A 22,397-nucleotide genomic window follows, 5' to 3' on the forward strand; every position below is an offset into this window, starting at 1 on the left:
TGTCCATGCCGCCTGGGGGCGGGCTTGGCTCACAATACCTGCCGTGGCAGGCGCAGTAATTCCTTGCGGATATCATCCAGGCCCGGCTGCCGGTCACCGGGGAAGGGCAGGGGGCGGCACAGATGCATGGCGGTCAGGCCGATGCGGGCGGTCAGCAGCCCGTTGATCATGCCCTGGCCCAGCCGGGCGGACAGGGCGGCGGCCAATGTACCGCCCAGCATATCGACCACCAGCCCGTCGCCACCTCCCGCAATGCCGGCCACGCCGATATTTTCCGCCATGCGCCGCACCAGCCGGGCGGAGCCGATCAGCCCCGGCCGGGCGGCATAAAGGGTGGCGATTTCCCGTACCAGCCGCATATTGCGCCACAGGACCAGGGCGGCATCCAGCAGGGCCGCCGGGCTCAGTGCCGTTCCCACTGCCACATCACGCGATGCCGCCACCACCAGCCGGTAGGCCGCCGCATCCACCGGGGCCAGCAGGATACGGTCGGTCAGCACCAATGTTTCCCGTGCGTCATGGGCATCGGTAATGGCGGCGTCCAGTTCCCGCAGCGCCGGGGTCAGTGCCGGCCGGTGCTGGTACAGTGCCTGTACGTCCCGGCGCAGGCCTTTCGCCTCCGCCCCCGTACCGCCGGTCCGCAGCAACCGGATGGCGTGCTGGCGCAACCCATCCACCCGGCGCAGCCGCCGCCAGGCCAGGGCTTCCCGCCCGGTCATCACGCAAAGGCTGCCCACGGCCATTGCGGCCAGGGCGGCGAGCGCGCCGCCAGCCCAGGGCGACCAGGCGAAGGCGCGGGTGACCAGATCGGCGGTGTCGAACCCGATGGCGGCCAGCACCAGGGCGGCCAGCGACAGGACCAGCAGCTTTGCAGCGCCACGGCCCCGCCGTCGCGGTGGCAGGATATGACCGTCCAGCGGTATGGCCCCGTCGGCCTCCTGGTCCGGCGGCAGCGGCATGGCGGCGGCCGGGTCAAACTCCATGGGCGGTGCCCAGCCGGGTTGATTGCGCGTGTCGGTCTTCATGCCAGCCGGTCCCCGATCAGGAATTCCAACGCCTGGTCCAGGCGGATATTGGGCAGTCCGCGCCCGTCGCGCCCCAGGCCGGGTGGGGGCTGGAAGTCGGTAAAGCGGAACCGGTCTTCCACCGCCGCGCCGACGCCCAGATGGCTGTCCGGCAATTCACCGGGAAAGATCACCGTCGGCTGTGTCCGGCCCCGCGGGATGCCCTGGACACAGGCCAGTTCCCGGCCTTCATGGCGGGTCAGCACGCTGTCAGTGCATTTGACCGAGGCCAGCGACAGGCTTTTCATCGCGGCGCCGTCAAATCGGATTTGCCGCATGCGATCTTCCATCAACCCTTCCATCAGGCGGGTCAGCGCGGCGTGCTGGGGGGCGGCGACATGGTCGGCCTTGGTCGCGGCAAACAGCACCCGGTCCACCCTGGCGCCGCCCAGCCAGTTCAGCCAACTGCGCTGACCATGGCGGAAACTCTCCATCGTGGCGGACAGGGACCGGCGCAGATCCTCCATCCCCGGTTCCCCGGCATTCAGGGCTGAAAGCAGATCCACCAGCACGATCTGCCGGTCCAGGCGCGCGAAATGATCGCGGAAGAAACGGCGGACGACCTTGTCCTTGTACCCCTCAAACCGTTCCGCCATCAGCCCGGCCAAGGTGCCGGATCGGCCCTCCGCCGATCCCGGTGGCAGGGGGCAGAATGTCAGGATGGGGGCGCCCTCCATCTCCCCCGGCTCCAGGAACCGGCCGGGCTGCAACAGGGAAAGGCCGACATTGCTGTCGCGGCAGGCCCGCAGGAAATCGGTATAAAGCCCGGCCAGATGGCGGGCCGCCGTCTCATCCGCCGGCCCGCCCGGATCAACAGCCGTCAGTGCCGCATGGAATGCGCCGGCCAGGCTGAGGCGGGGTTCCGTTTGCATCAGGGACAGGGTTTGGGCTGACCAGGTGGCATAATCCTGGCCCAGCATCGGCAGGTCCAGCAGCCATTCCCCCGGATAATCGATGATATCCAGGTTCAGCGTCCCCACCCCGCCCAACCGCCGGCGCACCAGCCCGGCGGGCCGGAACTTCAAGGCCACCCGGATTTCCGATACGGCGCGGGTGGCGTGCGGCCAGTCCGGCGATGCGGCTGTCAGGGCGGCCAGATGATTCTCGTAATCGAAACGGGGAATGGCACCATCGGGTTGGGCCAGCAGGCGGGCCCCGATGAAGCGCCCCTGCGCCATCACGTCCAGAAAGGGCAGGCGCCCGGCCTGGAGAAGGTTATGCAGCAGCGAGGTGATGAAGACGGTCTTGCCGGCGCGGCGCAGCCCGGTCACGCCCAGGCGCAGGGTGCCGCCGGAAAAGCGGGCCGCAAGCTGGGCCAGCCCGTCCACTGCGCGGGCGCCGCGATCCTCTAATCCCGATATGATCCCCGCCAATGGTCTTGCTCCCGCCGCGTCCCACGCTATTTACCATCTCCTCCACTTAAGGATGGAGCAAAGGGATTGTAATACCCCCGAGGTCGAGGGCAGACTATGCCGATTGTGCGGTCGAGTCAGGCTGCCGGAGGCGTGGGGTTGCACGATCCATCCGGGGCGGCCAGGCAAAGGCGCCGCCGGGGGGCGGGTTTGAAGGCGGTGTGGGTGTGAAGAGCGGTGCGAAGGCGGATTGGCCGGAAGCGGACAAGGGGGCTGCGGTGGCACCCGCGCGCGTACCGTTGCGCAAGCGCCTGTCGTTCAAACAGGCGCGCAACACGGCTTTGCTGACGCTTGCTCTGGGTTTTGTGGTCAGCACGGCCCAGATCAGCATCGACCTGCTGGATATGGAAAAACAGTCTGACCAACTGATCCATCAGGTTCTTTCCACCCTGCGGGAACCGGCGGCGGAAGCCGCTTACTCCTTTGATCAGGCCCTGGCCGACCGGGTAGTGACCGGCCTTTTTGAATATCGTCCCGTTTATCGCGCCGTGATCCTGGAGGATTTCGGCAACCAGCTTGCCGCCCGCGAACGACCGCAAATCGAGGGTGGGTTGAAATGGCTGATTGAGATCCTGCTGCCGGCTGAGCGGACCTTCTCCATCCCCCTGGTCATTGAGCGCAACAATCAGAATGTGGGGGAGCTGCGCGTCAGCGTCGACCGTCTGATCATCGCGCAGGAATTTTTCCGCCGGTCCGGTCTGGTGCTGACCACCGGCATCATCTGGACACTGGGGCTGGCGCTGATCCTGGTGGTGATGTTCTATTCCACCATCACCAAACCCTTCCTGCGCATGTCATCCGCCATCGCGGAAGTGGACCCGGCCCGGCCGGCGGCCCGGCTGCTGCAGGTGCCGGATCGCCATCATGATGACGAGCTGGGGCTGCTGGCCAACACGACCAACGCGCTGCTGGTCCAGTTCGACCATTCGCTGGTGGAGCGCGGGCGCGCTGAACAGGCGCTGCGGGAGCGGGAAACCCGCCTGTCAGGGATCATGGATAATGTCGCCGACGGCATCATCACCCTGGATGAGGATCTGCGGATCGAAACCATGAATGCCGCCGCCCTGCAACTGTTCGGCTATGAACGGGAAGCGGCGGTGGGCCAGCCCTTTGTGACGCTGATTGAGGAGCGGGACTGGACCCGTGTTGCCGTGGCGCTGATGGCCTGCCTGCGCCGGGGGGACGAGGAACAGCGCCCTGAAAACCGGGCTGAAATTCAGGGACGCCGCCGCCATGGCGAGATTTTCGCCATGGCCTTCGGCGTCAGCCAGATGCGGCTGGGCGAACGTCGCACCGCCATCTGCGTGGTGCAGGACATCACCCAGCGCAAGCGGGGCGAGCAGGCGCTGCGCGAAAGCGAGGAACGGCTGAAGCTTGCCGTGCGTGCCACCCGTTCCGGCGTGTTCGACAATAATTATGTCAAGGACACCTACTGGTGGAGCCCGGAATTCATTGAAATGCTGGGATATGAGCCGGTGGATGCCCTGCTGGCGAACAAGCTGTTCGACGGCCTGATCCATCCCGATGACAAGGAGAACACGCAGAGCCAGATCAACCGCTACCTCCAGGGGGAGGTGGGCGATTATCTGTCGGTCTACCGGCTGCGCCATCGCGATGGAAGCTGGGTCTGGATCGAGGCGCGCGGCCAGGCCATCCGTGATGACCATGGCCGGCCGCTACGCTTCACCGGCACCATGACGGACGTGACTGACCGCAAGCGGTTTGAAGAACAGCTTATGTATGTCAGCACACATGATCCGCTGACCGGGCTGCCCAACCGGACGCTGGTGCAGGACCGGCTGGAACATGCGCTGGCCCATGCCAGCCGCAAGGGCACCACGGTGGCCGTCCTGCTGCTGGATGTCGACCGTTTCAAGCTGGTCAATGACAGTCTGGGCCATCAGGTGGGGGACAAGCTGCTGCGTGCCATCGCACAGCGCCTGGGTGCCTGTGTGCGCGGCACCGACACGGTGGGCCGCCTGGGGGCGGACGAATATCTGGTGGTCGCGGAAGACCTGTCCGACCCGCAGATGGCTGGCCGTGTGGCGGAGACGATCCTGGTCGGCCTGTCCCGTCCGTTCGGCGTTGACGGGCAGCAGCTTTTTGTCACCTGTTCCATCGGGATCAGCCTGTTCCCCGGTGATGGGCAGGATATCCATGCCCTGATGCGCGATGCCGATACCGCCATGCACAATGCCAAGGCGGCGGGCGGTAACGGCTATCGCTTTTTCACGCCTGAAATGAACGAGGCCGCCGTGGCGCGGCTGTCGCTGGAGCGGTCCATGCGGGAGGCCCTGGATCAGGGTCAGTTCTTCCTGCATTACCAGCCCAAGATCGATATGCAGACCATGCGCGCCGTGGGTGTGGAGGCGCTTTTGCGCTGGCAGCATCCGGAGATCGGCATGATCTCCCCGGCCAAGTTCATTCCCGTCGCGGAGGAGACCGGGCTGATCGTGCCCTTAGGCGACTGGGTGATGCGGGCGGCCCTGGCGCAGATCCGCGACTGGCAGAGCCGTGGTTTCGCGCCCATCCCGGTGGCGGTGAATGTTTCGGTCCGGCAGATCACCCTGCCGCAATTCGGTGAAAGGGTTGTGGCCCTGTGCCAGGAATATGGCGTGCGCCATGACCTGCTGGAGATCGAGATCACTGAAACGGCGATGATGTCCAATCTCGCCTATATCGTTGATACTTTGACGGATCTCCGCAACCACGGCTTCCGCATCGCCATTGATGATTTCGGCACGGGCTACTCCTCCCTCTCCTATTTGCGGCGCTTGCCCATCACGACGCTGAAGGTGGACCGCTCCTTCGTCAGCGAGGCGCCGACCAATGCCGATACCGGGGCCATCGCCGCCACCATCATTGCCATGGGCCGCCAGCTTGGCCTGAAAGTGGTGGCGGAAGGGATCGAGACGGAGGAGCAACTGGAATTCCTGCGGGCCCATCATTGCGATGAGATGCAGGGTTACTATTTCTCCCGCCCCCTGCCGGCCGGTGATCTGGAATCCCGTTTCCTGCGGCGTCAGGACCTGCTGCTTCCGGCCGGTTGATCGGCCAGGAAAGGGATCTGCCGGGGGGCGAATCGGGGGCCTGTCTCCCGTTGCCCTGCCGCAAAGGTTGACGTAGACGTCACAAGGCTTTTCCCCTTCAGCGTATCCCGCAAGTGCAAAAACACCCTCATGTCCTTCGCGCCTGCACAACAAACGACCGTTTGAATGCACTGCTGACTAAATGCGCAAACCGTTGGAAAAAGGCCAAAAATCGTGTCTTTTTTGCCAATGTGCGGATCAAACGCTTCGCCGCGTGTTTTCCGTTGCATAGAAGCCTTGACGCTTCCACATGGCGGATTTTTACTCGGATTCGCACTTCCCCGCGCGCTCCCCAAGTGCCGGTCAACCGGCAAGCCGGGGGAAGAAAAAGAATTGGGATGCGAGGAGGAAACGCATGGCACGGAAATCGACGCCGCAGGCGCGCCTGGATCGACGCATATTGGCCGGCGTCAGTGCCGCGGCCATTTTGACGCCACTGATGATGGCGGCCCCGGCGGCGGCTGCGACGTTCAATCGGGGTGATCTCAGTGGCAGTTTCGATACGACCCTGACTGTCGGGGCCCTGTTCCGTGTGCAGGACCGTGACCCGGACCTGATCGGTGTGGCAAATGGCGGTCGGGCCCATTCGATCAATGGCGATAACGGCAATCTGAATTACGGCAAGGGCCTGGTTTCACTGGCCGGACGCGCCACGCACGAGTTGAAGCTGAATTACGGCAATCTCGGCGCCTTCGTCCGTGGCACCTATTTCTACGATGTGGTGAACGCCAAGAAATCCAGCAGCAGTTTCGGCCGCACCAACCGTTTTGCGCTGTCCGATGATGCGCAGGAACGGGTGGGGCGTGATTTCGACCTGCTGGATGCCTTCGTCTATGGCAATTTCGCGGTTGGTGACAGCAGCTCCATTGACGTGCGCCTGGGTAACCAGGTGTTAAGCTGGGGCGAAAGCACCTTCATCCAGAACGGTATCAACACGATCAACCCCGTCGACGTGTCGGCCCTGCGCGTGCCGGGCTCCGAACTGCGCGAGGCATTCCTGCCCGTCCCGATCGCCGACGTGAACATCTCCTTCAACCAGAATTTCTCGATGGAGGCGTTCTATCAGTTCGGCTGGAAGAGAACGGAGCCGGAGGCAGCCAATTCCTTCTTCTCCACCAATGATTTCGCCTCGCCGGGTGGCGACCATCTGTTTATCGGCTTCGGTAACTATCTGTTCACCGACAGCCGTAATCAGGGTGCAGTGGCCGGCGGCAATGTCTTCCCGACCAATCTTTACCCAGATCCCAAGCTGAATGGCTTCCGGGGGGTGCAGTCGCTGACTCCGTTCGGTACCGTGGTGCCGCGTGTGGATGATGACAAGCCCAGCGATACGGGCCAGTATGGCTTTGCCGCCCGCTATTTCGCCGAAAATCTCGGCAATACGGAGTTTGGCGCCTATTTCATCAACTACCATTCCCGTCTGCCGGTGCTGAGCGGCTTCGTGGCGCCGCTGCCGCAATTCCTGTCAAACACCACCCGCTTCACCGATTTCAGCGGTTATCGCGCGGAATATCCGGAAGATATCAAGCTGTTCGGCGGTAGCTTCAATACCAACATCTTCGGCGTTTCCCTGCAGGGTGAGGTCAGCTTCCGCAAGGACCAGCCTTTGGCGCTGGATGATGTGGAACTGTTGCAGGCCACCCTTGCTGCCCCCACCATCCTCGGCTTGGTTACCCAGGGCCAGACGGCGGGCAGTGCCTCCTTCGATCAGGCCGTGGCGCGTGCCGTTGCGTCAAACCCGGCGCTGGCTGTCTTCACTGGTCGCACGTTTGAGCAGATCCAGGCGGCCAGCCCGGCGGCTGCCGGTGCCATCAGCGCCGGTATCGCCGCTGCCGCGGGCTCTCCCGGCGGCACCCGTGCGGCCTTTGTCACGGCCGGGGCCAATAGTGCCGCCAACCAGGGCGCGGCCCTGTTCAACACCAATCAGGTCGTGCGCGATCTGGGCGGCATCAAGGGCAATACGGCCGCTACCATCCAGCAGGATCTGGCTACCAACTGGTTTGGCCGCCGTATCCAGGGCTGGAAGGAACATGACGTTACCCAGGCGCAGATGACCGCCACCAAGGCGTTCGAGCGTGCGTTCGGTGCCGACCAGTGGGTGCTGGTATCGGAAGTGGGTGGCACCTGGATCCACAATATGCCGGGCAAGAGCGAGATGCGCTATGAAGGCCCCGGCACCTTTGTTGGCGGCAATGCCGCCTTCCTGGGCCGTGGCGGCATGGCGGATGTGGCGACGGATGGTTTCGCCGATCCCTTCTCCTGGGGTTATCGCGTCGCGGCGCGCTTCGATTATCTGAACGCGCTGCCGGGCATCAACCTGTTCCCCAGCATCTCCTGGCAGCATGACGTGAATGGTACCACGCCGTCGCCGCTGGGCAATTTTGTGGAAGGCCGCAAGGCCGTCAGCCTGGGCCTGCGCGCCGTGGTGCGCGAGACGGTCACGATCGACCTCTCCTATTCCAACTTCTTCGGGGCAGGAGCCTACAACCTGATCAATGATCGCGACTTCGTGTCGGCCAGCGTCAAATATTCTTTCTAATAAACGCCGCGCAAGACGGAAGAGCGACCGAGGAGGAAACGTATGTTCAGTATGAAAGCAGCTTTGTTGGGCAGCGCCCTTGCCATTGGCCTGGCGCTTCCCGCCATGGCCCAGACGGCCGATGATCTGGGCAAGACGCTGACCCCGATGGGTGCCATCAAGGCCGGTAACGCCGATGGGTCCATTCCGGAATGGACCGGTGGCATTACCAAGCCGCCGGCAAGCTGGAAGCCAGGAACGATCGAGACCGATCCGTTCCCCGATGACAAGGTGCAGTTCACCATCACCGCCGCCAACATGGCGCAGTATGAGGCGAAGCTGCCGGAAGGGCTGAAGGCCCTGCTGAAGCAGTATCCCTCCTACAAGATGAATGTTTATCCGACCCGCCGCAGCGCGTCGGTTCCCCAGCGCATCTATGATGAGACAATGGCCAACGCCAAGCGGGCCAAGCTGGTGGATGGCGGCAATGGTGTGGAAGGCGCCAAGGAAGGCGTGCCCTTCCCGATCCCCAAGGAAGGGGTGGAAGCGGTCTGGAACCATCTGCTGCGTTATCGCGGTAACGCGACGGAGCGTATGGTCGGCCAGGCCAACCCGCAGACCAATGGCAGCTACACCCTGATCATGCTCAGTGAGAAGGTGAAGTATCTCTATGGCGCGCCGGGTGGCACCAACTCCAACAACTCGCTCTACTTCCTGCAGGAAGTGACCAGCCCGGCCCGTCTGGCCGGTGAAATCCTGCTGGTGCATGAGACGATCAATCAGGTGAAGGAGCCGCGCTCCGCCTGGACCTACAATCCCGGCCAGCGCCGCGTGCGCCGTGCGCCCAATGTCGCCTATGACAATCCGGGCACGGCGTCGGACGGTCTGCGCACCACCGACAATTTCGACATCTATTCCGGCGCGCCCGACCGGTATGACTGGAAGCTGGTCGGTCGCCAGGAAATGTATGTTCCTTACAACGGCTACAAGCTCCACTCCAAAGACACGAAGTACGACGACATCATCAAGCCGGGCCATATCAACCAGGATCTGGCCCGGTATGAGTTGCACCGCGTCTGGGTGGTGGAAGCCACGCTGAAGCAGGGCACCAGCCACATCTATGCCAAGCGCCGCTTCTATATTGACGAGGATAGCTGGCAGATCCTGGTTGCCGACCATCTGGACGCGCGCGGCCAGATGTGGCGCGTGGCTGAAAGCCATGGTGTGAACTATTATTCGGTGCCGGCCTACTGGTCGACGCTGGATGCGCTCTATGATCTCCAGTCCGGCCGTTACACTGTGCTGGGTCTGGACAACCAGGAAGCGCCTTACAAGTTCGACGCCCAGTTCTCTGACGCGGACTTCTCTCCCGACAGCCTGCGTCGGGCCGGCGTGCGCTGATATCTGGATGGCAGGGGGCCGGCCTGAGGGCCGGCCCCTTTGCCGTCCCTGGCCTTTTCCTTTGATTCTCGTATAGGTCAAGATGATCGTGCAAGCGTCCGCCCGGATCGCCGCAGCCCTTCTCCTGGCCGCCGGCCTCCCCGTTTCCGCGCTGGCGCAGACGCCGGCGCCTTCCATGCGGCCTGCCATCATGGCACCGCTGGCGAGCCACTCCCTGGTTCTGGCGGCCACCCGCGCTGGCGATCGGCTGGTCGCGGTGGGGGAGCGGGGGCATATCCTGCTTTCCGATGATAATGGCACCACCTGGCGTCAGGTGCCGTCCCCGGCCAATGCTGCTCTGACCGGCGTCACGTTCGTTGACGCACGGCACGGATGGGCTGTCGGCCATGATGCCGTGATCCTGCACACCCAGGATGGCGGTGAGACCTGGACGCTTCAGCATGCTGAACCCGAACTGGAACAGCCGCTGATGGATGTGCTGTTCACCGATGCCAGTAACGGCATCGCTGTCGGCGCCTATGGGCTGTATCTGGAAACCACCGATGGCGGCGCCACCTGGACACCACGCACCGTCAGCGAGGATGATTTCCATTTCAATGCCGTGCTGGCCCCTACGCCTGAGACGCGGCTGATTGCGGGGGAGGCGGGGACGCTGCTGTTCAGTGCCGATGCCGGTACTACCTGGACGGCGCTGGAAAGCCCCTATGACGGTTCTTTCTTCGATGCGCTGGTGCTGGGGCCGCAGAGTTTCCTGGTTTATGGGCTGCAAGGCCATATCTTCCGCACCGATGATGCCGGTGCCACCTGGACTGAAATTGATAGCGGCGGCACGGCGGGCCTGATGGGCGGGGCCGTGCTGACCGATGGCGGCGTCATGCTGGTCGGTGCGCAAGGCACGATCCTGACCAGCCGCGATGGCGGGCACAGTTTCAGTGCGACCCGTCGGCCTGACCGTGTTGGTCTGGCCGATATCGTCCAGGCTGCCAATGGCGGTCTCATCCTTCTCGGGGAGGCGGGGCCGATACCGGCCAATCCCTGACACAAGGCCGGGCGCGATCCTGATCCGCGCCGACCGTAACCCGCCTGACCCTACCGTTTCCCGAGGTGCCCGGACATGTCCCAATCCCCGTCCCTTCCTTCCCGGCTTGAATATTGGACCTTCCGTCACCGGGGGCTGGTGCTGGTGATCTTTGCGCTGCTGACCCTGTTCATGGGCTGGCAGGGGGCGAAGCTGCGTGTCGATGCGGGGTTTGAAAAGACGCTGCCGCTCGAACATCCCTATATGCAGACCTTCACCAAACATATGAAGGAGTTCGGCGGCGCCAACCGGGTGCTGGTGGCCCTGTCGGTGAAGGAAGGCGATATCTACACGCCGGAATTCATGACCCGGCTGAAGCAGGTGACGGATGCGGTCTTCTTCGTGCCCGGCGTGGACCGGGCCAGTGTGACCAGCCTCTTCACCCCGAATGTGCGCTTCATTGAGATTGTGGAGGATGGGTTTGCCGGCGGCAATGTCATCCCGGCGGAATTCCAGCCCAATGACCAATGGCTGCCGATCGTCCGTGAGAATGTGCTGAAATCCGGACAGGTCGGCCGGCTGGTGGCAGAGGATTTCACCGCAGCATTGGTCAGCGTGCAACTGGTGGAAACCGACCCGCGTACCGGCGAAAAGCTGGACTATATGCAAGTCGCGCAGCAGTTGGAGGATATCCGCGCCAAGTTCGAGGATGAGCGCATCCAGGTCCATATCATCGGCTTTGCCAAGGCCATGGGCGATATCGCGGATGGCGCCAAAAGCGTGGTGATGTTCTTCGCCATCGCCTTCGTCATCACGGCGGTGCTGGTCTATGGCTATGGCAAAAGCTGGATGATGACCTTTGCCATGCTGGGCATCTCGCTCTGCACCGTGATCTGGCAGTTCGGCCTGCTGGTGTTGCTGGGCTATGGCATTGATCCGCTGTCCATCCTGGTGCCGTTCCTGGTATTTGCCATCGCCATTTCCCATGGCGTGCAGAATATCGGCACCATGACGCAGGAAATCAGCAAGGGTGCGGATGCAACAACGGCAGCCCGTATCAGCTTTGAACGTCTGCTGATCCCTGGCGGGTCGGCGCTGATCACCGATGCGCTGGCCTTCGTCACCATCGCCATCATCCAGATCCAGATGATCCAGGAACTGGCGGTCTCCGCCTCCGTGGGCATGCTGATCATCATCATCACCCATCTCTGGATCCTGCCTGTCGTCCTCTCCTATCTGCCGCTGGGCGACAAATATCGCAGCCGTGTGGAAGGGCAGGTGGGCCGTTTCGACAAGGTATGGAGCCGGATGGCGATTTTCGCCCGGCCAAAAGGCGCCATCGCCATGATCCTGGTGGCCCTGGTCGTGCTGGGTGTTTCCTTCTACGAACAGCGCAACATGACGGTGGGCGATACGGAGGCCGGCGTGCCGGAACTCTGGCCGGACAGCCGCTATAATCTGGATGCGCAACTGATCGTCGACCGGTTCGCCATTGGCGTGGATATCATCCAGGTCATTGCCGAAACCAAGGCTGATGGCTGTATCGATTACGGCATCATCAAACAGATCGATGATTTCACCTGGGCCATGACCAATGTGCCCGGCGTGCAATCCACCATATCCATGGCCACGGCCATGAAGGTGGTGAATACGGGCTGGAACGAAGGCAACCTGAACTGGCGCGTTCTGCCCCGCAACAGCCAGGTGCTGGTGCGCACGGTCACGCCGATTGAGACTTCCACCGGCCTGTTGAACTCCAACTGCTCCGTCATGCCCGTGGTGATCTACACCAAGGACCATAAGGCGGGCACCATCCAGGGCATCGTTGATGCGGTGGAGGCCTATAACAAGGCCAACCCGTCGGAAACGGTGCAGTTCAAGCTGGCGACCGGCAATGTCGGCGTCATGGCCGCCACGAACGAGGCGGTGATGACGGCGGAAAAGCCGATGCTGCTGCTGGTCTATGCCACGGTGATCCTGTTCTGCGCCCTGACCTTCCGGTCCCTGGTTGGCTCCCTGGCCACGGTGCTGCCGCTGATCGTCGTGTCGATCCTGTGCAACGCCATGATGGCGTGGCTGGGCATCGGGTTGAAGATTTCCACACTGCCGGCGGCGGCGCTGGGCGTGGGGATCGGTGTGGATTACGGCCTTTACATCTTCAACCGGCTGCAGAGCTATCTGAAGCATGGGTTGAGTTTCGCGGATGCCTATTACCGCACCTTGCAGGAAACCGGCAGCTCGGTCCTGTTCACCGGCCTGACCCTGGCCGTGGGTACGGCGACCTGGATTTTCTCTGACCTGAAATTCCAGGCCGATATGGGCGTATTGCTGACCTTCATCTTCCTGGCCAACATGATCGGCGCCATCGTGCTGCTGCCAGCGGTGGCGGCCCTGCTGTACAAGCTGTTCCCGAAGCTGTTCGAAGCGGAGGTCAAGCGCGCCTCCAAGCGGACCTTCGCGGCGCATTGAGGGGAGAGGGCCTGCCTTTCCGGCAAGGGAAAGGCAGGTCCGATGCCGGCATGAAAAAGGCCGCGGAGGGTGCATCCTCCGCGGCCTTTCTTTTGGGACAGGCTAATGCGAACGGCCCTAATTCATCACCGTTCGTATGGCGGCGACTGCCGCCGCCCGGTGCTTGAGCGGCAGGAAAGATTGACCAAAGGTCAAGATTTCCTGCCGCTGGATTAAGGTCAGTAGGTGAATTTGATCCGGGCGTTGAAGGCATGGTCGCTGGGGGAACCGCCCTCAATCCGGCCATCATAGCCGATGCCGATCATCACATTGTCATCCGCCACCATGGCCACGGATGTGCTGATGGCAAAACGGCCGCGCTTGCCCGCACCCGCTTCGCCACGGGCTTGTTCAAGATTGGCGAAGCGACCGGTCACCTCGCGCCCGTCATTGTTGAATTCATGCTCATACGCCAGGCGCATATGCGGGATGAAACTGTGGCCATACCCGCTGAGCTGGACACCAGCCATGCCCACCAGGCTCTTGGCTTCCCAATCATCCCAGGTCAGCGCCAGGGGACCGCCGCCCTGCTCGGCATAGCCTTCGATCCGGGTCTGGGCATAGCGCAGGCCGAAGACCGGACCCATGCCGAAGCTGCCCATGTCCGGCGTATAGCCGACCGTACCACCCGCACCATAGGTCGTGCCCTTGGTGCTGCCACCGGCGGTGGCGTAGGGGCCGAACCGGGTCTGGCGGGACAGGTCATAATCATCGAAGCTCAGGGACAGATAGCCATCCATCCACAATTCCCGCGATGCGGCGGCGGTGAAATAGGCCGTCACATTATAGGCCTTGGCATCCACCGACCCCATCTTGCCGTCCGTGGAGCTATCCGCCTTGCCATAGGAAAAGGCGAGGCCGGCGGTGACCTTGTCATCCACCTGATAATCCGCGCCGATGCCGGCATTGAAGCCGTCATACTTATAGCCCATGCGGCCCGTCGTGGCATCGCGCTCGCCATCCAGATAGGTGCCGAAGCCGTAGATCCCGACCCTGCCATCGGCGCCGGCCTGGGCAGCGGTGATATTCACCGACCCCTGGCCGCTGCGGGCGCCGGCCATGCGGGAGGCGATGCCCTGGTTGGCCAGATCGTACAGGCGCTGCGAGATTTCCGTGGCCGTGGCATTGATGGCCGGTGCTTCAAACGTGGCGGACAGGGTGCCATCCACAAACTGCCCGACAATGGCATGGGCGGCGGCTGTGGGGTGCAGCGGGTCGAAGAAGACGGTGCTGGCCGCACCCGCCGCCGTGGCGCAGGCTCCCGTCGCCACCGTGGACCCGCCAGGACCGACCGGGGCAATGCAGGGGATGGTGGCGTTGGCCAGGCCATAGGTCTGGGGTGAGGCCAGCAGATCGCGGAACAGGGCATTCACATCCACGACCGTTGCCGACATCCCATTTTCCCGCAGCCCCTCGGCCACGCGGGCAATGGCCTGGGCATGCAGATCGGCAACAGTGTTGGCCGATGCGCGGTCGGCGGCGGACAGGCTGCTGGTCAGCGGGATGCTGCCCAGGGGGGGCAGGTTGATCAGCACGAAATGTTCTGCCCCGGCACCGGCCAGCCGTGCCGCCTGGGTGGCCACGGCATTGGCGGTGGCGGCCACCGCTGCCTGGGCCGCGGCCGTCGGGTTGGTCTGCGGCTGGGTCAGTACGGCGATATAATCATTGCCGCCGATCCAGATACCGACCAGGCGGTCGGACGGGATGGAGCTGTTACGGGCCAGATAGGCTGATACCTGTGCCGTCAGGTCGATCGGGTCGGTGCGGGTGGCCCGCGCGCCACCATAAGCCCGGCTGTCCAGGGACAGGCCACGGGCGGCGGCAAACCCCTCCGCCCAGACAGGGCCATTGGTGAAGCGGCCATTGACATAGGGCGCGCCGGGGCGCAGCGCCGGATTAAGATTTTTCAGATTGTCGGTGTCGCTGAGGCTATCACCGAACACGACGAAGGAGGAGTAGTCCAGCGTCTGGGCCTGAGCCGCGCCAGCGCCAAGGCAAAGAAAAGCCGCAAGGGCGGTGCCGCCCAGCAATCGCGAATTCATGCGCTACCTCCCATGATCGGGCTGCTTGGACGCGCCCGTTTGTTACAGTTGGAAGGCTAACGCAGAGCGCTTGGCAGGGGAAAGGGGGTGACGTTACGGAAGGTGGGTACTTCCGGCCGGAATTGATGCTTATGAGACGCTTATGCAACAGATCGCCCGCAATGAGCGAGGGCGGAAGCGGTTTCCGGCTTGGGATGATGCCAATGCGCGGTCGATTATTGGTCAGTTACCCAGAAGACGCCATCCATCCGGCCCTTTGATAAAGGCATTTTCGGTGGTCTGTTCTTGTTCCCCAAGCATGGGAATTTTCATTTTTACGGTGAAGGAGCATATCACCGCCGTCGAATCCTGCTTTTCCTTGCACTGATGCTTGGTCAGGCTAAGGATTTCCACCTTCTGGTCGGTGCCAAGGCGTCCGATGAGGCTGTTGGCGCCCTCAAGCTGGTGATCAAAGGCGCTGCGTATATCCGCCTCTGACGGCTCAGAGCCGCCGCAACCGGCCAGAAGAAGCCCTGAAAGGGCCGCGATGGCGAATATTTTCTGGTTCTTAAACACAGCAGCTCTCAGATGAAGGCGGTAGAGCGAATGCACTGATCCACGTCTGGGATGTATGGATCGCATTTCTTCTTATTATTCTGAGGCGGGAAGCCGGGCCATTGGTCAAAAATGGCCCGGCTCAGCCTTTTCTTACTTGGAGGCTTCTTCCAGATAGGCAATCAGGTCGGCGCGATCCTGCGGGTTCGGCACGCCGGGGAAGGCCATCCGGTTGCCCGGCAGGAAGGTCTTGGGCGAGGCCAGCCACTGGTCCAGCTTATCCTGGCTCCAGACGAAATCGGCCTTCTTCAGCGCGTCGGAATAGTTGAAGCCCTCAACCGCAGCGGTATGGCGACCGAACAGGCCGTGCAGCGGCGGGCCGATCTTCTTTGGCGCGTTGGCTTCAATGGCGTGGCACGCCTTGCAGCGGGCGAACACCTTCTCACCCTTGGCCGCATCACCGGCGGCCTGGGCGGAGGAAATGCCGGCGGCCAGCGCAATCGCGGTGGCAAGGGCGGCGGTGATCATGCGGGGGGTACGCATTGGCGACCATGGCTCCTGCTTCGAAAAGATGAGCGATGATAGCTCACATTCCATCATGCCGGTCAATGCGACCAACCGTCGGGGGGCTCATGGCTCGGGGGTTGACCCCAGCAAATCCAGCATATGGTCGGCGCGGCGCGCCACATCCACCTTCGCCAGAATCTCGACCTGATGGCCGATCCCTCGATAGGCTTCTATCAACCGGTCATATTCCGCCACGGCGGCGGCCATGTCGTGGCGTCGCTCCTTGTCCGTGACATAGATTTCCGGCCAGGGTGGGGTGAGAAACACCAGGGGATGGTAAGGGGCGCCGGGCCTGAACCCGTCCAGGCTGGGGGCGCCCGTCTCATGCGCCAAGCCGCAGGCGGCATCAATCATGCCGCGATCAAAAAAGACCCAGCCCGGCGGGGCCTGCGCCGCCATCGCCAGATCGGCCTGTGCCATGGCAAAGGCGCGGGCAAGAAAGCCCGCCATATCAAGCCAGGGCAAGGCTGTTCCGCCACAGGCGGTTTCCGCCGCCACAATGCGGCGACCGGGTTCTTCCACAATGGTATGGCCCCGGCGGGCCAGTTCCGCCAGCAGGGTGGACTTGCCCCCGCCGGAACAGCCGGACAGCACGACGAAACGCGACAAGGGCGTGCGCTTCGTCATGCTGTCCTTAGGGCCGCATCAGACGTTGAAGCGGAAATGGAAGATGTCGCCATCCTGGACGAGATATTCCTTCCCTTCCATGCGCATCTTGCCGGCTTCCTTGGCGCCGGACTCGCCGCCCAGCGTGACGTAGGAATTATAATCCACCGTTTCCGCCTTAATGAAGCCACGCTCGAAATCGGTGTGGATGACGCCGGCGGCTTCCGGGGCCTTGGCGCCCTTGCGCACGGTCCAGGCGCGGGCTTCCTTCGGGCCGACGGTGAAGAAGGTCAAGAGGCCCAGCAGGCTGTAGCCAGCGCGGATCAGCCGGTTCAGGCCCGGCTCCTCCAGCCCCAGGGAGGCCAGATAATCCAGCTTGTCCGCGTCAGCCAGTTGGGACAGCTCCGCCTCAATGGCGGCGGAGATCACGACGCTGCCGGCACCCTGGCGGGCGGCCATTTCAGCGACCTTGGCGGACAGCGAATTGCCGCTGCCGGCCGATTCCTCTTCCACATTGCAGACATAGAGCACGGGTTTGCCGGTCAGCAGCGCCATCTGCTTGAAGGCATCGCGCTCTTCGTTGGAGACTTCCACCGTGCGGGCGGGCTTGCCCTCCCGCAGCACGGCCAGCACGCGTTCCATCAGGTCGGACAGGGCCTTGGCGTCCTTGTCGCCGCCCTTGGCCTTTTTCTGCAACGGCGGCAGGCGCTTTTCCAGGCTTTCCATGTCGGCCAGCATCAGCTCCGTCTCCACCGTCTCCGCATCGCGGACGGGGTCGATGGAGCCTTCGACATGGGTGATGTCGCCATCTTCAAAGCAGCGCAGCACATGGACGATGGCGTCCACTTCACGGATATTGGCCAGGAACTGGTTGCCCAGCCCTTCACCCTTCGACGCACCACGCACCAGACCGGCAATATCCACGAACTCAAGCTGGGTGGGCACCGTCTTCTGCGACTTGGCGATTTCCACCAGCTTGTCCAGGCGCGGGTCAGGCACGCCGACGCGGCCGACATTCGGCTCAATGGTGCAGAACGGGTAATTCGCGGCCTCGGCCGCGGCCGTGCTGGTCAGCGCGTTGAACAGGGTGGACTTGCCGACATTGGGCAGGCCGACGATGCCGCAATTAAATCCCATGGGTGGTACTTCGCTGCTTTGGATGGTTCAGGATTGGCACCGGTTATGGGCGATTGCGGCGCTGAATGCAAATGACAGGGCTGCAAGGCGGGGCAGTGTGGGCGCACCGTCACCCCGCCGCTGCCATGATCGCCCCCGGCGTCAAGGCCAGGGACAGGATCACCAGGCCCAAGGCCGGATAGGCCCAGACCCCCATGCCGCGCCAGGCCCGGACCCAACCATTGGCCGGGGCCGCCGGGGCCGGGCGGCCATTATGCAGGCGCAGGCTGTAGATCATCACGCCGGTCACCGACAGGCTGGTCAGCAACAGGCCGGCGATGAACCAGATGATCTTGGTGGCAAAGCCGCCCAGCGTGCCGAAATGCAGCGGATCGGCCATTTCGGAAATACGCTGGTGGACGGACAGTTCCTCCCCCTTCGTCACCAGACGCACCGCTCCGCTGGCCGGGTCCAGCCAGACGGCGTTGGCCCGGTCGCGCACCAGCCAGGCATCGGCCTGCCCCATCACCATCAACCCCCGGTCACCCTTGGGGGTGGGGAAACGGATTTCCCGGATCTCCAACCCCGGATAGGCGGCCAGTCCCGCCGCCACCAGCCGGTCAAGTGCGGCACCGTCAAGGGTGGGGGAGGGGGTGGCCAGCACCGGGGGGTAAGGCTGGTCGGGGGCATCGCCCCCCAGCGATTCCACCATGTACCAAAGCCCGGTCACGGCGATCAGGGCGGTGAACCACAGGCTCCACAGGCCCGCCAGCCGGTGCAGGTCACCGGTCAGCCGCCGCCCGTCACCGCCGCGCGGGCGTTTGAAGAAGCCACGCCACCATTTCTTATAGGTCACGATGCCACTGATCAGGGAGGCGACCAGCAACAGGGCCAGCGTACAGACGATGGGCACGCCGATCTTCACCGGCAGCATCAGGTGACGGTGCGTTTCCCGCAGAAAGCGGTGAATATTGTACCAGGGGGCCGTGCCGGTGGCGGCCCCGGTATAGGGGTCCAGATGGACCCGCACCATGCGGGCACCGCCGGCATCCATCCAGGCTTCGGCGGCAAAGCCCGGATGGGTGGGGGCATAGAGGCTGTTCAGCCGTGCGCCGGGCACGGCTTCCTGCGCGCCATCCACCAACTGGCCCCAACTGGCCGGCGCCGCATCCTGCGGCATCACCCGCATCGATGGCGTCACCAGCCAGTCCAATTCATGCGCGAAAACGGCCAGCGTGCCGGTGGCCAGGATGAAGCCCATGAACAGGCTGAGCTTCAACCCTGCCCAGGCATGGACAGACCACCAGAGGGATCGGCCCTTGCGCGCCATCAGAACTGCTTGCGCAGTTCGATGAACCAGGTGCGCGGCTCACCGGGGAAGTGGCCGTTATGCACGGTAAAGCCAGAGGCGGCATATTCCTTGTTGAAGATATTCTTCACCCGGAACATGGCCTCGGCAAAGCCCAGATCGGTGATGATGGAGCTATCGAAGATCGTGTAGGGCTTCACCGTCTGGCCCGACAGGCTGACCCGCTGGGAGACATATTCCCCGCCAAAGGCGAAGGCGGTGTTGATTTCCTGCACCTGATAACGGGTCCAGAAGCCGACCTTGTTGCGCGGCGCATTGGCGAACCGGTCACCCACCGCGTTGGTCAGGCTCTGACCCGGCACGGTGCCGGTGATCTTGGTATCATTATAGCCGTAATTGGCGGTGAACACCCAATCCGGCGTGATGTCGGTGGACAGGTCCAGCTCAAAGCCCTTGGACGTCACCTCCCCGATGGGAGAAAGCTGGTTGACACCATTGACCGGCGGCAGGGTGGTGTCGGTCTGCAGCATGTTCTCCCGCACGATGCGGTAGACGGCCCCATTGGCCTGGATGCGACCGCCCAGCAGGGCGGTCTTGACACCGGCTTCCACCTGCTTGCCGGTGATCGGGTCAAACGGGCCGCCGGCGCTGCCATCCTGGTTGGCCACCGCCTGCGGCTCAAAGCTGGTGGACCAGCTTGCATAGACCGACACGTCATCCACGGGCTTGTAGATCAGACCGGCACGCCAGGAATAATCCCCGTCGGAATAGTCGGTATCATTGACCCGATTGGTATCGGTGAAATGGTCATAGCGGACACCGGCAATCACGTCCCATTGCTCGGTCAGGCTGATCTGATCCTGCAGGTAGATGCCTTCACGCTCCGCCCTGGTATCGGTCGGGGTATAGGGGCGGGTGGCGAAATAGGCGGCGTAATTGGCGGCCGATGTCAGGCCATAGACCCGGTTGGTCAGGCTGGCATCGGGAACGGGGCCGCGCGATGCCTGCGTGGGGGCGATACGGCTCAGCAGCAGCGAATCTTCCCGGTACCAGTCGGCGCCGAACAGGATCTTGTGACGGATGCTGCCGGTTTCGGCATCAGCGATCAGGTTGGCGGCCACGGCGAGGGCGTCGCCTTCGCGACGCTGGTCGCGGAACTCCCGCCGCACCATATCCAGCACGCCATCGCCGTTGCTGTCATAGGTGCCGCGCGGCTCATGATAATTCTGCTGCTCGTTGGATTTGAACCAGCGGATACCGGCATCCAGGCGGATGCTATCCGTGATCCTTGCATCCAGCTTGGCCTGCAACACGTTGGAGGTCAGCTTGGAGAAATCCGTCGGCTCATTATGGTTCCAACTGATCGGCCCCAGATAGACACCATCATCGCTGACCGGGATGCCACGCAGCCGGTTGGCGGCCAGGGTCTGGTCGAAATGGATGGCCTGCAGGGTGAGCTTGATATCGTCGGTCAGTTTGATGCCCAGGCTGGCATCGCCCGTCTTGGTGTCGTTGCCGGCGCCGATACGGAAACTGTCCATCTTCTCGTAGAAGGCGCCGACGCGGTAGGTGAAGCGCCCTTCGGGGTCGGCGGGGCCGGAAATCTGGGCTGATCCGCCGATCCGGTCGTAATTGCCGATGGTCAGGCGCACATCGCCCTGGAACTCGTCCGTCGGACCCTTGGTGACATAGTTGATGGTGCCGCCGGGGGCGGCGGGGCCATAGAGCATCCCGGCCGGGCCCTTCAGCACTTCCACCCGTTCAATATTGAACAATTGCGGCACGGCGAAGCCGATGAACGGGTCACCGCGCATGCCATCGTAATAATTCTGTTCCTGGCGGAAGCCGCGGAAGGTGACGCCGCCATAGGTGAAATAGCTGACGCCGGAGATATTGCGATAAAGGTCGATGACATTGCGGGCGCCCATATCGCGGATCATCTCTTCATTGATGACCTGCACAGCCTGGGGAATGTCCAGAATGTTGGCCGGCATCTTGCCGATGCTGGTTTCTTCCACCCGGTACAGCCGCTGGGCGCGACCGGTGACGATGATTTCTTCCACCGTACCGGCATCCGCCACTTGTTGCGCCTGGGCCGGCATGATCCCTGTCATCGCCAGGGCAGCCACACCCGCCAGCAGCATTGAACCGCGCATCTCTATCCCCTTGATCTCGGCAGCTTGTTGCCGCCGGTCTAAGGGCATTGTTAAGTGCGAGTCAATCGCGTTTGCATTCTCTCATGGAAGCTATGCTCGGCAGAACAGGGAGAAAGGTGACGCTTACCGCATGTGTCGCCGGGCGAGCGTGGCCGCACATAGCCCCAGCAGACCGCCCAACGTCGCGGGCAGTGCGGCGACAGCCGCTGCGATCAGGCTGCGCTCCATTTCCCGCAATTCCGTACCGGGTGGCGGCCATCCAGCCAGATTGGCCACCAGAACCCCGGCGGCCAACCCCAGAACGACGACCCAGGTCAAGCGGGGGACGAACAGTGAAAGGGCAAAAGCGGACACAACCAGGATCGTCAGGGTGACGGCCAACGTCCCGTCGGTCATATCCCACATGCCGGCGCAGGCCCCGAGAAGGGCCGCGAAGCTGATAAGAAGGGTGGCTTTGATGGGGGCCGACATGGCGCTGATCTCCGGTTCGCCGATGAACCGTAATCTGGGCGCTGATTGCGGCGAAAGCCGGTCATTGAGCGGGCCGGTAGGGGGCAGTTGGGCGGTGATGCCGTGATAGTGGCTGATCGCCCGCTTTTGTCACAGGCCCTGCTCTTGCGGTTATTCCGCCGCGACGCCCCCTCGGCCCCGCATGAAAATGGTCACTTTGGCGTCCCGTTCCGTGTCCGGCAGGGCGGGAGCCATGCTGCCCTGGCGGGCGGCCTTTGTCAGGTCCGCGTGCTCACGCACCAGATTGCGCAGCACCGTCCAATGGCGGCGGATCGCTTCCTCCACCTCTTGCAGCCGGGTTTCGGGCCCGGCAGGATGTGCCGGGAGGGCGGCAAGAATTTCCGCCAGGCTTTCATTCCCTGCGCGGTCTTCCTGGCCCGCCAGGGGCATATCCATCGCATCGCCCAGGCCCTTGTAACGGGCGCCTTCCTTGGCACGTTTGGCGAAAGCGTTGGGTTTGGCCGTTGGCGGACGGATCAGACGCTCATACATGCGATGTACCTCCCGGATGAAGCCTCTCTTGTGAACAAGCAAGCCTCATGCCGGG

Annotated in this window: 16 protein-coding genes; 5 read left to right on the forward strand and 11 right to left on the reverse strand. The window is 63.2% G+C overall.

Annotated features, from left to right (window positions below; translation table 11 throughout):
• Positions 1-29: 29 nt before the first annotated feature.
• On the reverse strand, positions 30-1,025 hold the full coding sequence (locus tag G473_RS0114845) for a TIGR01620 family protein (RefSeq protein ID WP_029013746.1): 996 nt from the start codon (positions 1,023-1,025) through the stop codon (positions 30-32).
• Positions 1,022-2,437 (reverse strand): YcjX family GTP-binding protein, encoded by a 1,416-nt coding sequence (locus tag G473_RS0114850; protein WP_029013747.1) that lies wholly within the window; start codon positions 2,435-2,437, stop codon positions 1,022-1,024. The genes G473_RS0114845 and G473_RS0114850 overlap by 4 nt, the downstream gene beginning before the upstream one ends.
• Before the next feature lie 206 nt (positions 2,438-2,643).
• Between G473_RS0114850 and G473_RS27110 the strand changes: the two genes are divergently transcribed.
• The 5 genes from G473_RS27110 to G473_RS27120 all read left to right on the forward strand — a co-directional run bounded on the left by G473_RS27110 (position 2,644) and on the right by G473_RS27120 (position 12,971).
• A complete protein-coding gene (locus tag G473_RS27110; RefSeq protein ID WP_245580075.1) occupies positions 2,644-5,526 on the forward strand; it encodes an EAL domain-containing protein in 2,883 nt (960 codons plus the stop codon).
• A gap of 394 nt (positions 5,527-5,920) precedes the next feature.
• A complete protein-coding gene (locus G473_RS29400; protein WP_029013748.1) occupies positions 5,921-8,104 on the forward strand; it encodes a DUF1302 domain-containing protein in 2,184 nt (727 codons plus the stop codon).
• 42 nt (positions 8,105-8,146) lie between these two features.
• Positions 8,147-9,484, forward strand: coding sequence for a DUF1329 domain-containing protein (locus G473_RS0114870; protein WP_029013749.1), 1,338 nt, complete (start codon positions 8,147-8,149; stop codon positions 9,482-9,484).
• A gap of 82 nt (positions 9,485-9,566) precedes the next feature.
• A complete protein-coding gene (locus G473_RS0114875; protein WP_029013750.1) occupies positions 9,567-10,523 on the forward strand; it encodes a WD40/YVTN/BNR-like repeat-containing protein in 957 nt (318 codons plus the stop codon).
• A 75-nt stretch (positions 10,524-10,598) separates the two neighbouring features.
• Positions 10,599-12,971 carry an efflux RND transporter permease subunit gene (locus tag G473_RS27120; RefSeq protein ID WP_035707439.1) on the forward strand — a complete coding sequence of 791 codons (2,373 nt, stop codon included), beginning with the start codon at positions 10,599-10,601 and terminating at the stop codon, positions 12,969-12,971.
• Positions 12,972-13,189: 218 nt separating this feature from the next.
• Here G473_RS27120 and G473_RS27125 read toward each other — a convergent pair whose 3' ends face one another.
• The 9 genes from G473_RS27125 to G473_RS0114930 all read right to left on the reverse strand — a co-directional run bounded on the left by G473_RS27125 (position 13,190) and on the right by G473_RS0114930 (position 22,342).
• Positions 13,190-15,052, reverse strand: coding sequence for an autotransporter domain-containing protein (locus tag G473_RS27125; RefSeq protein WP_035707442.1), 1,863 nt, complete (start codon positions 15,050-15,052; stop codon positions 13,190-13,192).
• Positions 15,053-15,274: 222 nt separating this feature from the next.
• A complete protein-coding gene (locus G473_RS0114890; protein WP_210163329.1) occupies positions 15,275-15,643 on the reverse strand; it encodes a hypothetical protein in 369 nt (122 codons plus the stop codon).
• A 96-nt stretch (positions 15,644-15,739) separates the two neighbouring features.
• On the reverse strand, positions 15,740-16,129 hold the full coding sequence (locus G473_RS0114895; RefSeq protein WP_029013752.1) for a c-type cytochrome: 390 nt from the start codon (positions 16,127-16,129) through the stop codon (positions 15,740-15,742).
• A gap of 87 nt (positions 16,130-16,216) precedes the next feature.
• Complete coding sequence (locus tag G473_RS0114900; protein ID WP_245580076.1) at positions 16,217-16,780, reverse strand: AAA family ATPase; 564 nt, start codon at positions 16,778-16,780, stop codon at positions 16,217-16,219.
• 18 nt (positions 16,781-16,798) lie between these two features.
• Positions 16,799-17,896, reverse strand: coding sequence for a redox-regulated ATPase YchF (ychF, locus tag G473_RS0114905; RefSeq protein ID WP_029013754.1), 1,098 nt, complete (start codon positions 17,894-17,896; stop codon positions 16,799-16,801).
• 109 nt (positions 17,897-18,005) lie between these two features.
• Positions 18,006-19,205: a PepSY-associated TM helix domain-containing protein gene (locus G473_RS0114910; RefSeq protein WP_051330318.1), complete on the reverse strand. Its 1,200-nt coding sequence runs from the start codon at positions 19,203-19,205 to the stop codon at positions 18,006-18,008.
• Positions 19,205-21,340, reverse strand: coding sequence for a TonB-dependent siderophore receptor (locus tag G473_RS0114915; RefSeq protein ID WP_029013756.1), 2,136 nt, complete (start codon positions 21,338-21,340; stop codon positions 19,205-19,207). Before G473_RS0114915 ends, G473_RS0114910 begins: the two co-directional genes overlap by 1 nt.
• 123 nt (positions 21,341-21,463) lie before the next feature.
• Positions 21,464-21,811, reverse strand: a complete 348-nt coding sequence (locus G473_RS0114920; RefSeq protein WP_029013757.1) for a hypothetical protein — start codon at positions 21,809-21,811, stop codon at positions 21,464-21,466.
• A 150-nt stretch (positions 21,812-21,961) separates the two neighbouring features.
• Complete coding sequence (locus G473_RS0114930) at positions 21,962-22,342, reverse strand: hypothetical protein (protein WP_029013758.1); 381 nt, start codon at positions 22,340-22,342, stop codon at positions 21,962-21,964.
• Between the last annotated feature and the right edge of the window lie 55 nt (positions 22,343-22,397).

Origin of the sequence: Niveispirillum irakense DSM 11586, assembly GCF_000429645.1 — a bacterium.
Taxonomy (GTDB): Bacteria; Pseudomonadota; Alphaproteobacteria; order Azospirillales; family Azospirillaceae; genus Niveispirillum; species Niveispirillum irakense.

Coding starts and splice junctions, on each gene's coding strand:
- G473_RS0114870 (WP_029013749.1), top strand. CDS start 8,147: ATGTTCAGTATGAAAGCAGCTTTGTTGGGCAGCGCCCTTGCCATTGGC.
- G473_RS0114930 (WP_029013758.1), bottom strand. CDS start 22,342: ATGTATGAGCGTCTGATCCGTCCGCCAACGGCCAAACCCAACGCTTTC.
- ychF (WP_029013754.1), bottom strand. CDS start 17,896: ATGGGATTTAATTGCGGCATCGTCGGCCTGCCCAATGTCGGCAAGTCC.
- G473_RS0114875 (WP_029013750.1), top strand. CDS start 9,567: ATGATCGTGCAAGCGTCCGCCCGGATCGCCGCAGCCCTTCTCCTGGCC.
- G473_RS0114845 (WP_029013746.1), bottom strand. CDS start 1,025: ATGAAGACCGACACGCGCAATCAACCCGGCTGGGCACCGCCCATGGAG.
- G473_RS0114915 (WP_029013756.1), bottom strand. CDS start 21,340: ATGCGCGGTTCAATGCTGCTGGCGGGTGTGGCTGCCCTGGCGATGACA.
- G473_RS0114920 (WP_029013757.1), bottom strand. CDS start 21,811: ATGTCGGCCCCCATCAAAGCCACCCTTCTTATCAGCTTCGCGGCCCTT.
- G473_RS0114910 (WP_051330318.1), bottom strand. CDS start 19,205: ATGGCGCGCAAGGGCCGATCCCTCTGGTGGTCTGTCCATGCCTGGGCA.
- G473_RS0114895 (WP_029013752.1), bottom strand. CDS start 16,129: ATGCGTACCCCCCGCATGATCACCGCCGCCCTTGCCACCGCGATTGCG.
- G473_RS0114900 (WP_245580076.1), bottom strand. CDS start 16,780: ATGACGAAGCGCACGCCCTTGTCGCGTTTCGTCGTGCTGTCCGGCTGT.
- G473_RS27125 (WP_035707442.1), bottom strand. CDS start 15,052: ATGAATTCGCGATTGCTGGGCGGCACCGCCCTTGCGGCTTTTCTTTGC.
- G473_RS29400 (WP_029013748.1), top strand. CDS start 5,921: ATGGCACGGAAATCGACGCCGCAGGCGCGCCTGGATCGACGCATATTG.
- G473_RS27120 (WP_035707439.1), top strand. CDS start 10,599: ATGTCCCAATCCCCGTCCCTTCCTTCCCGGCTTGAATATTGGACCTTC.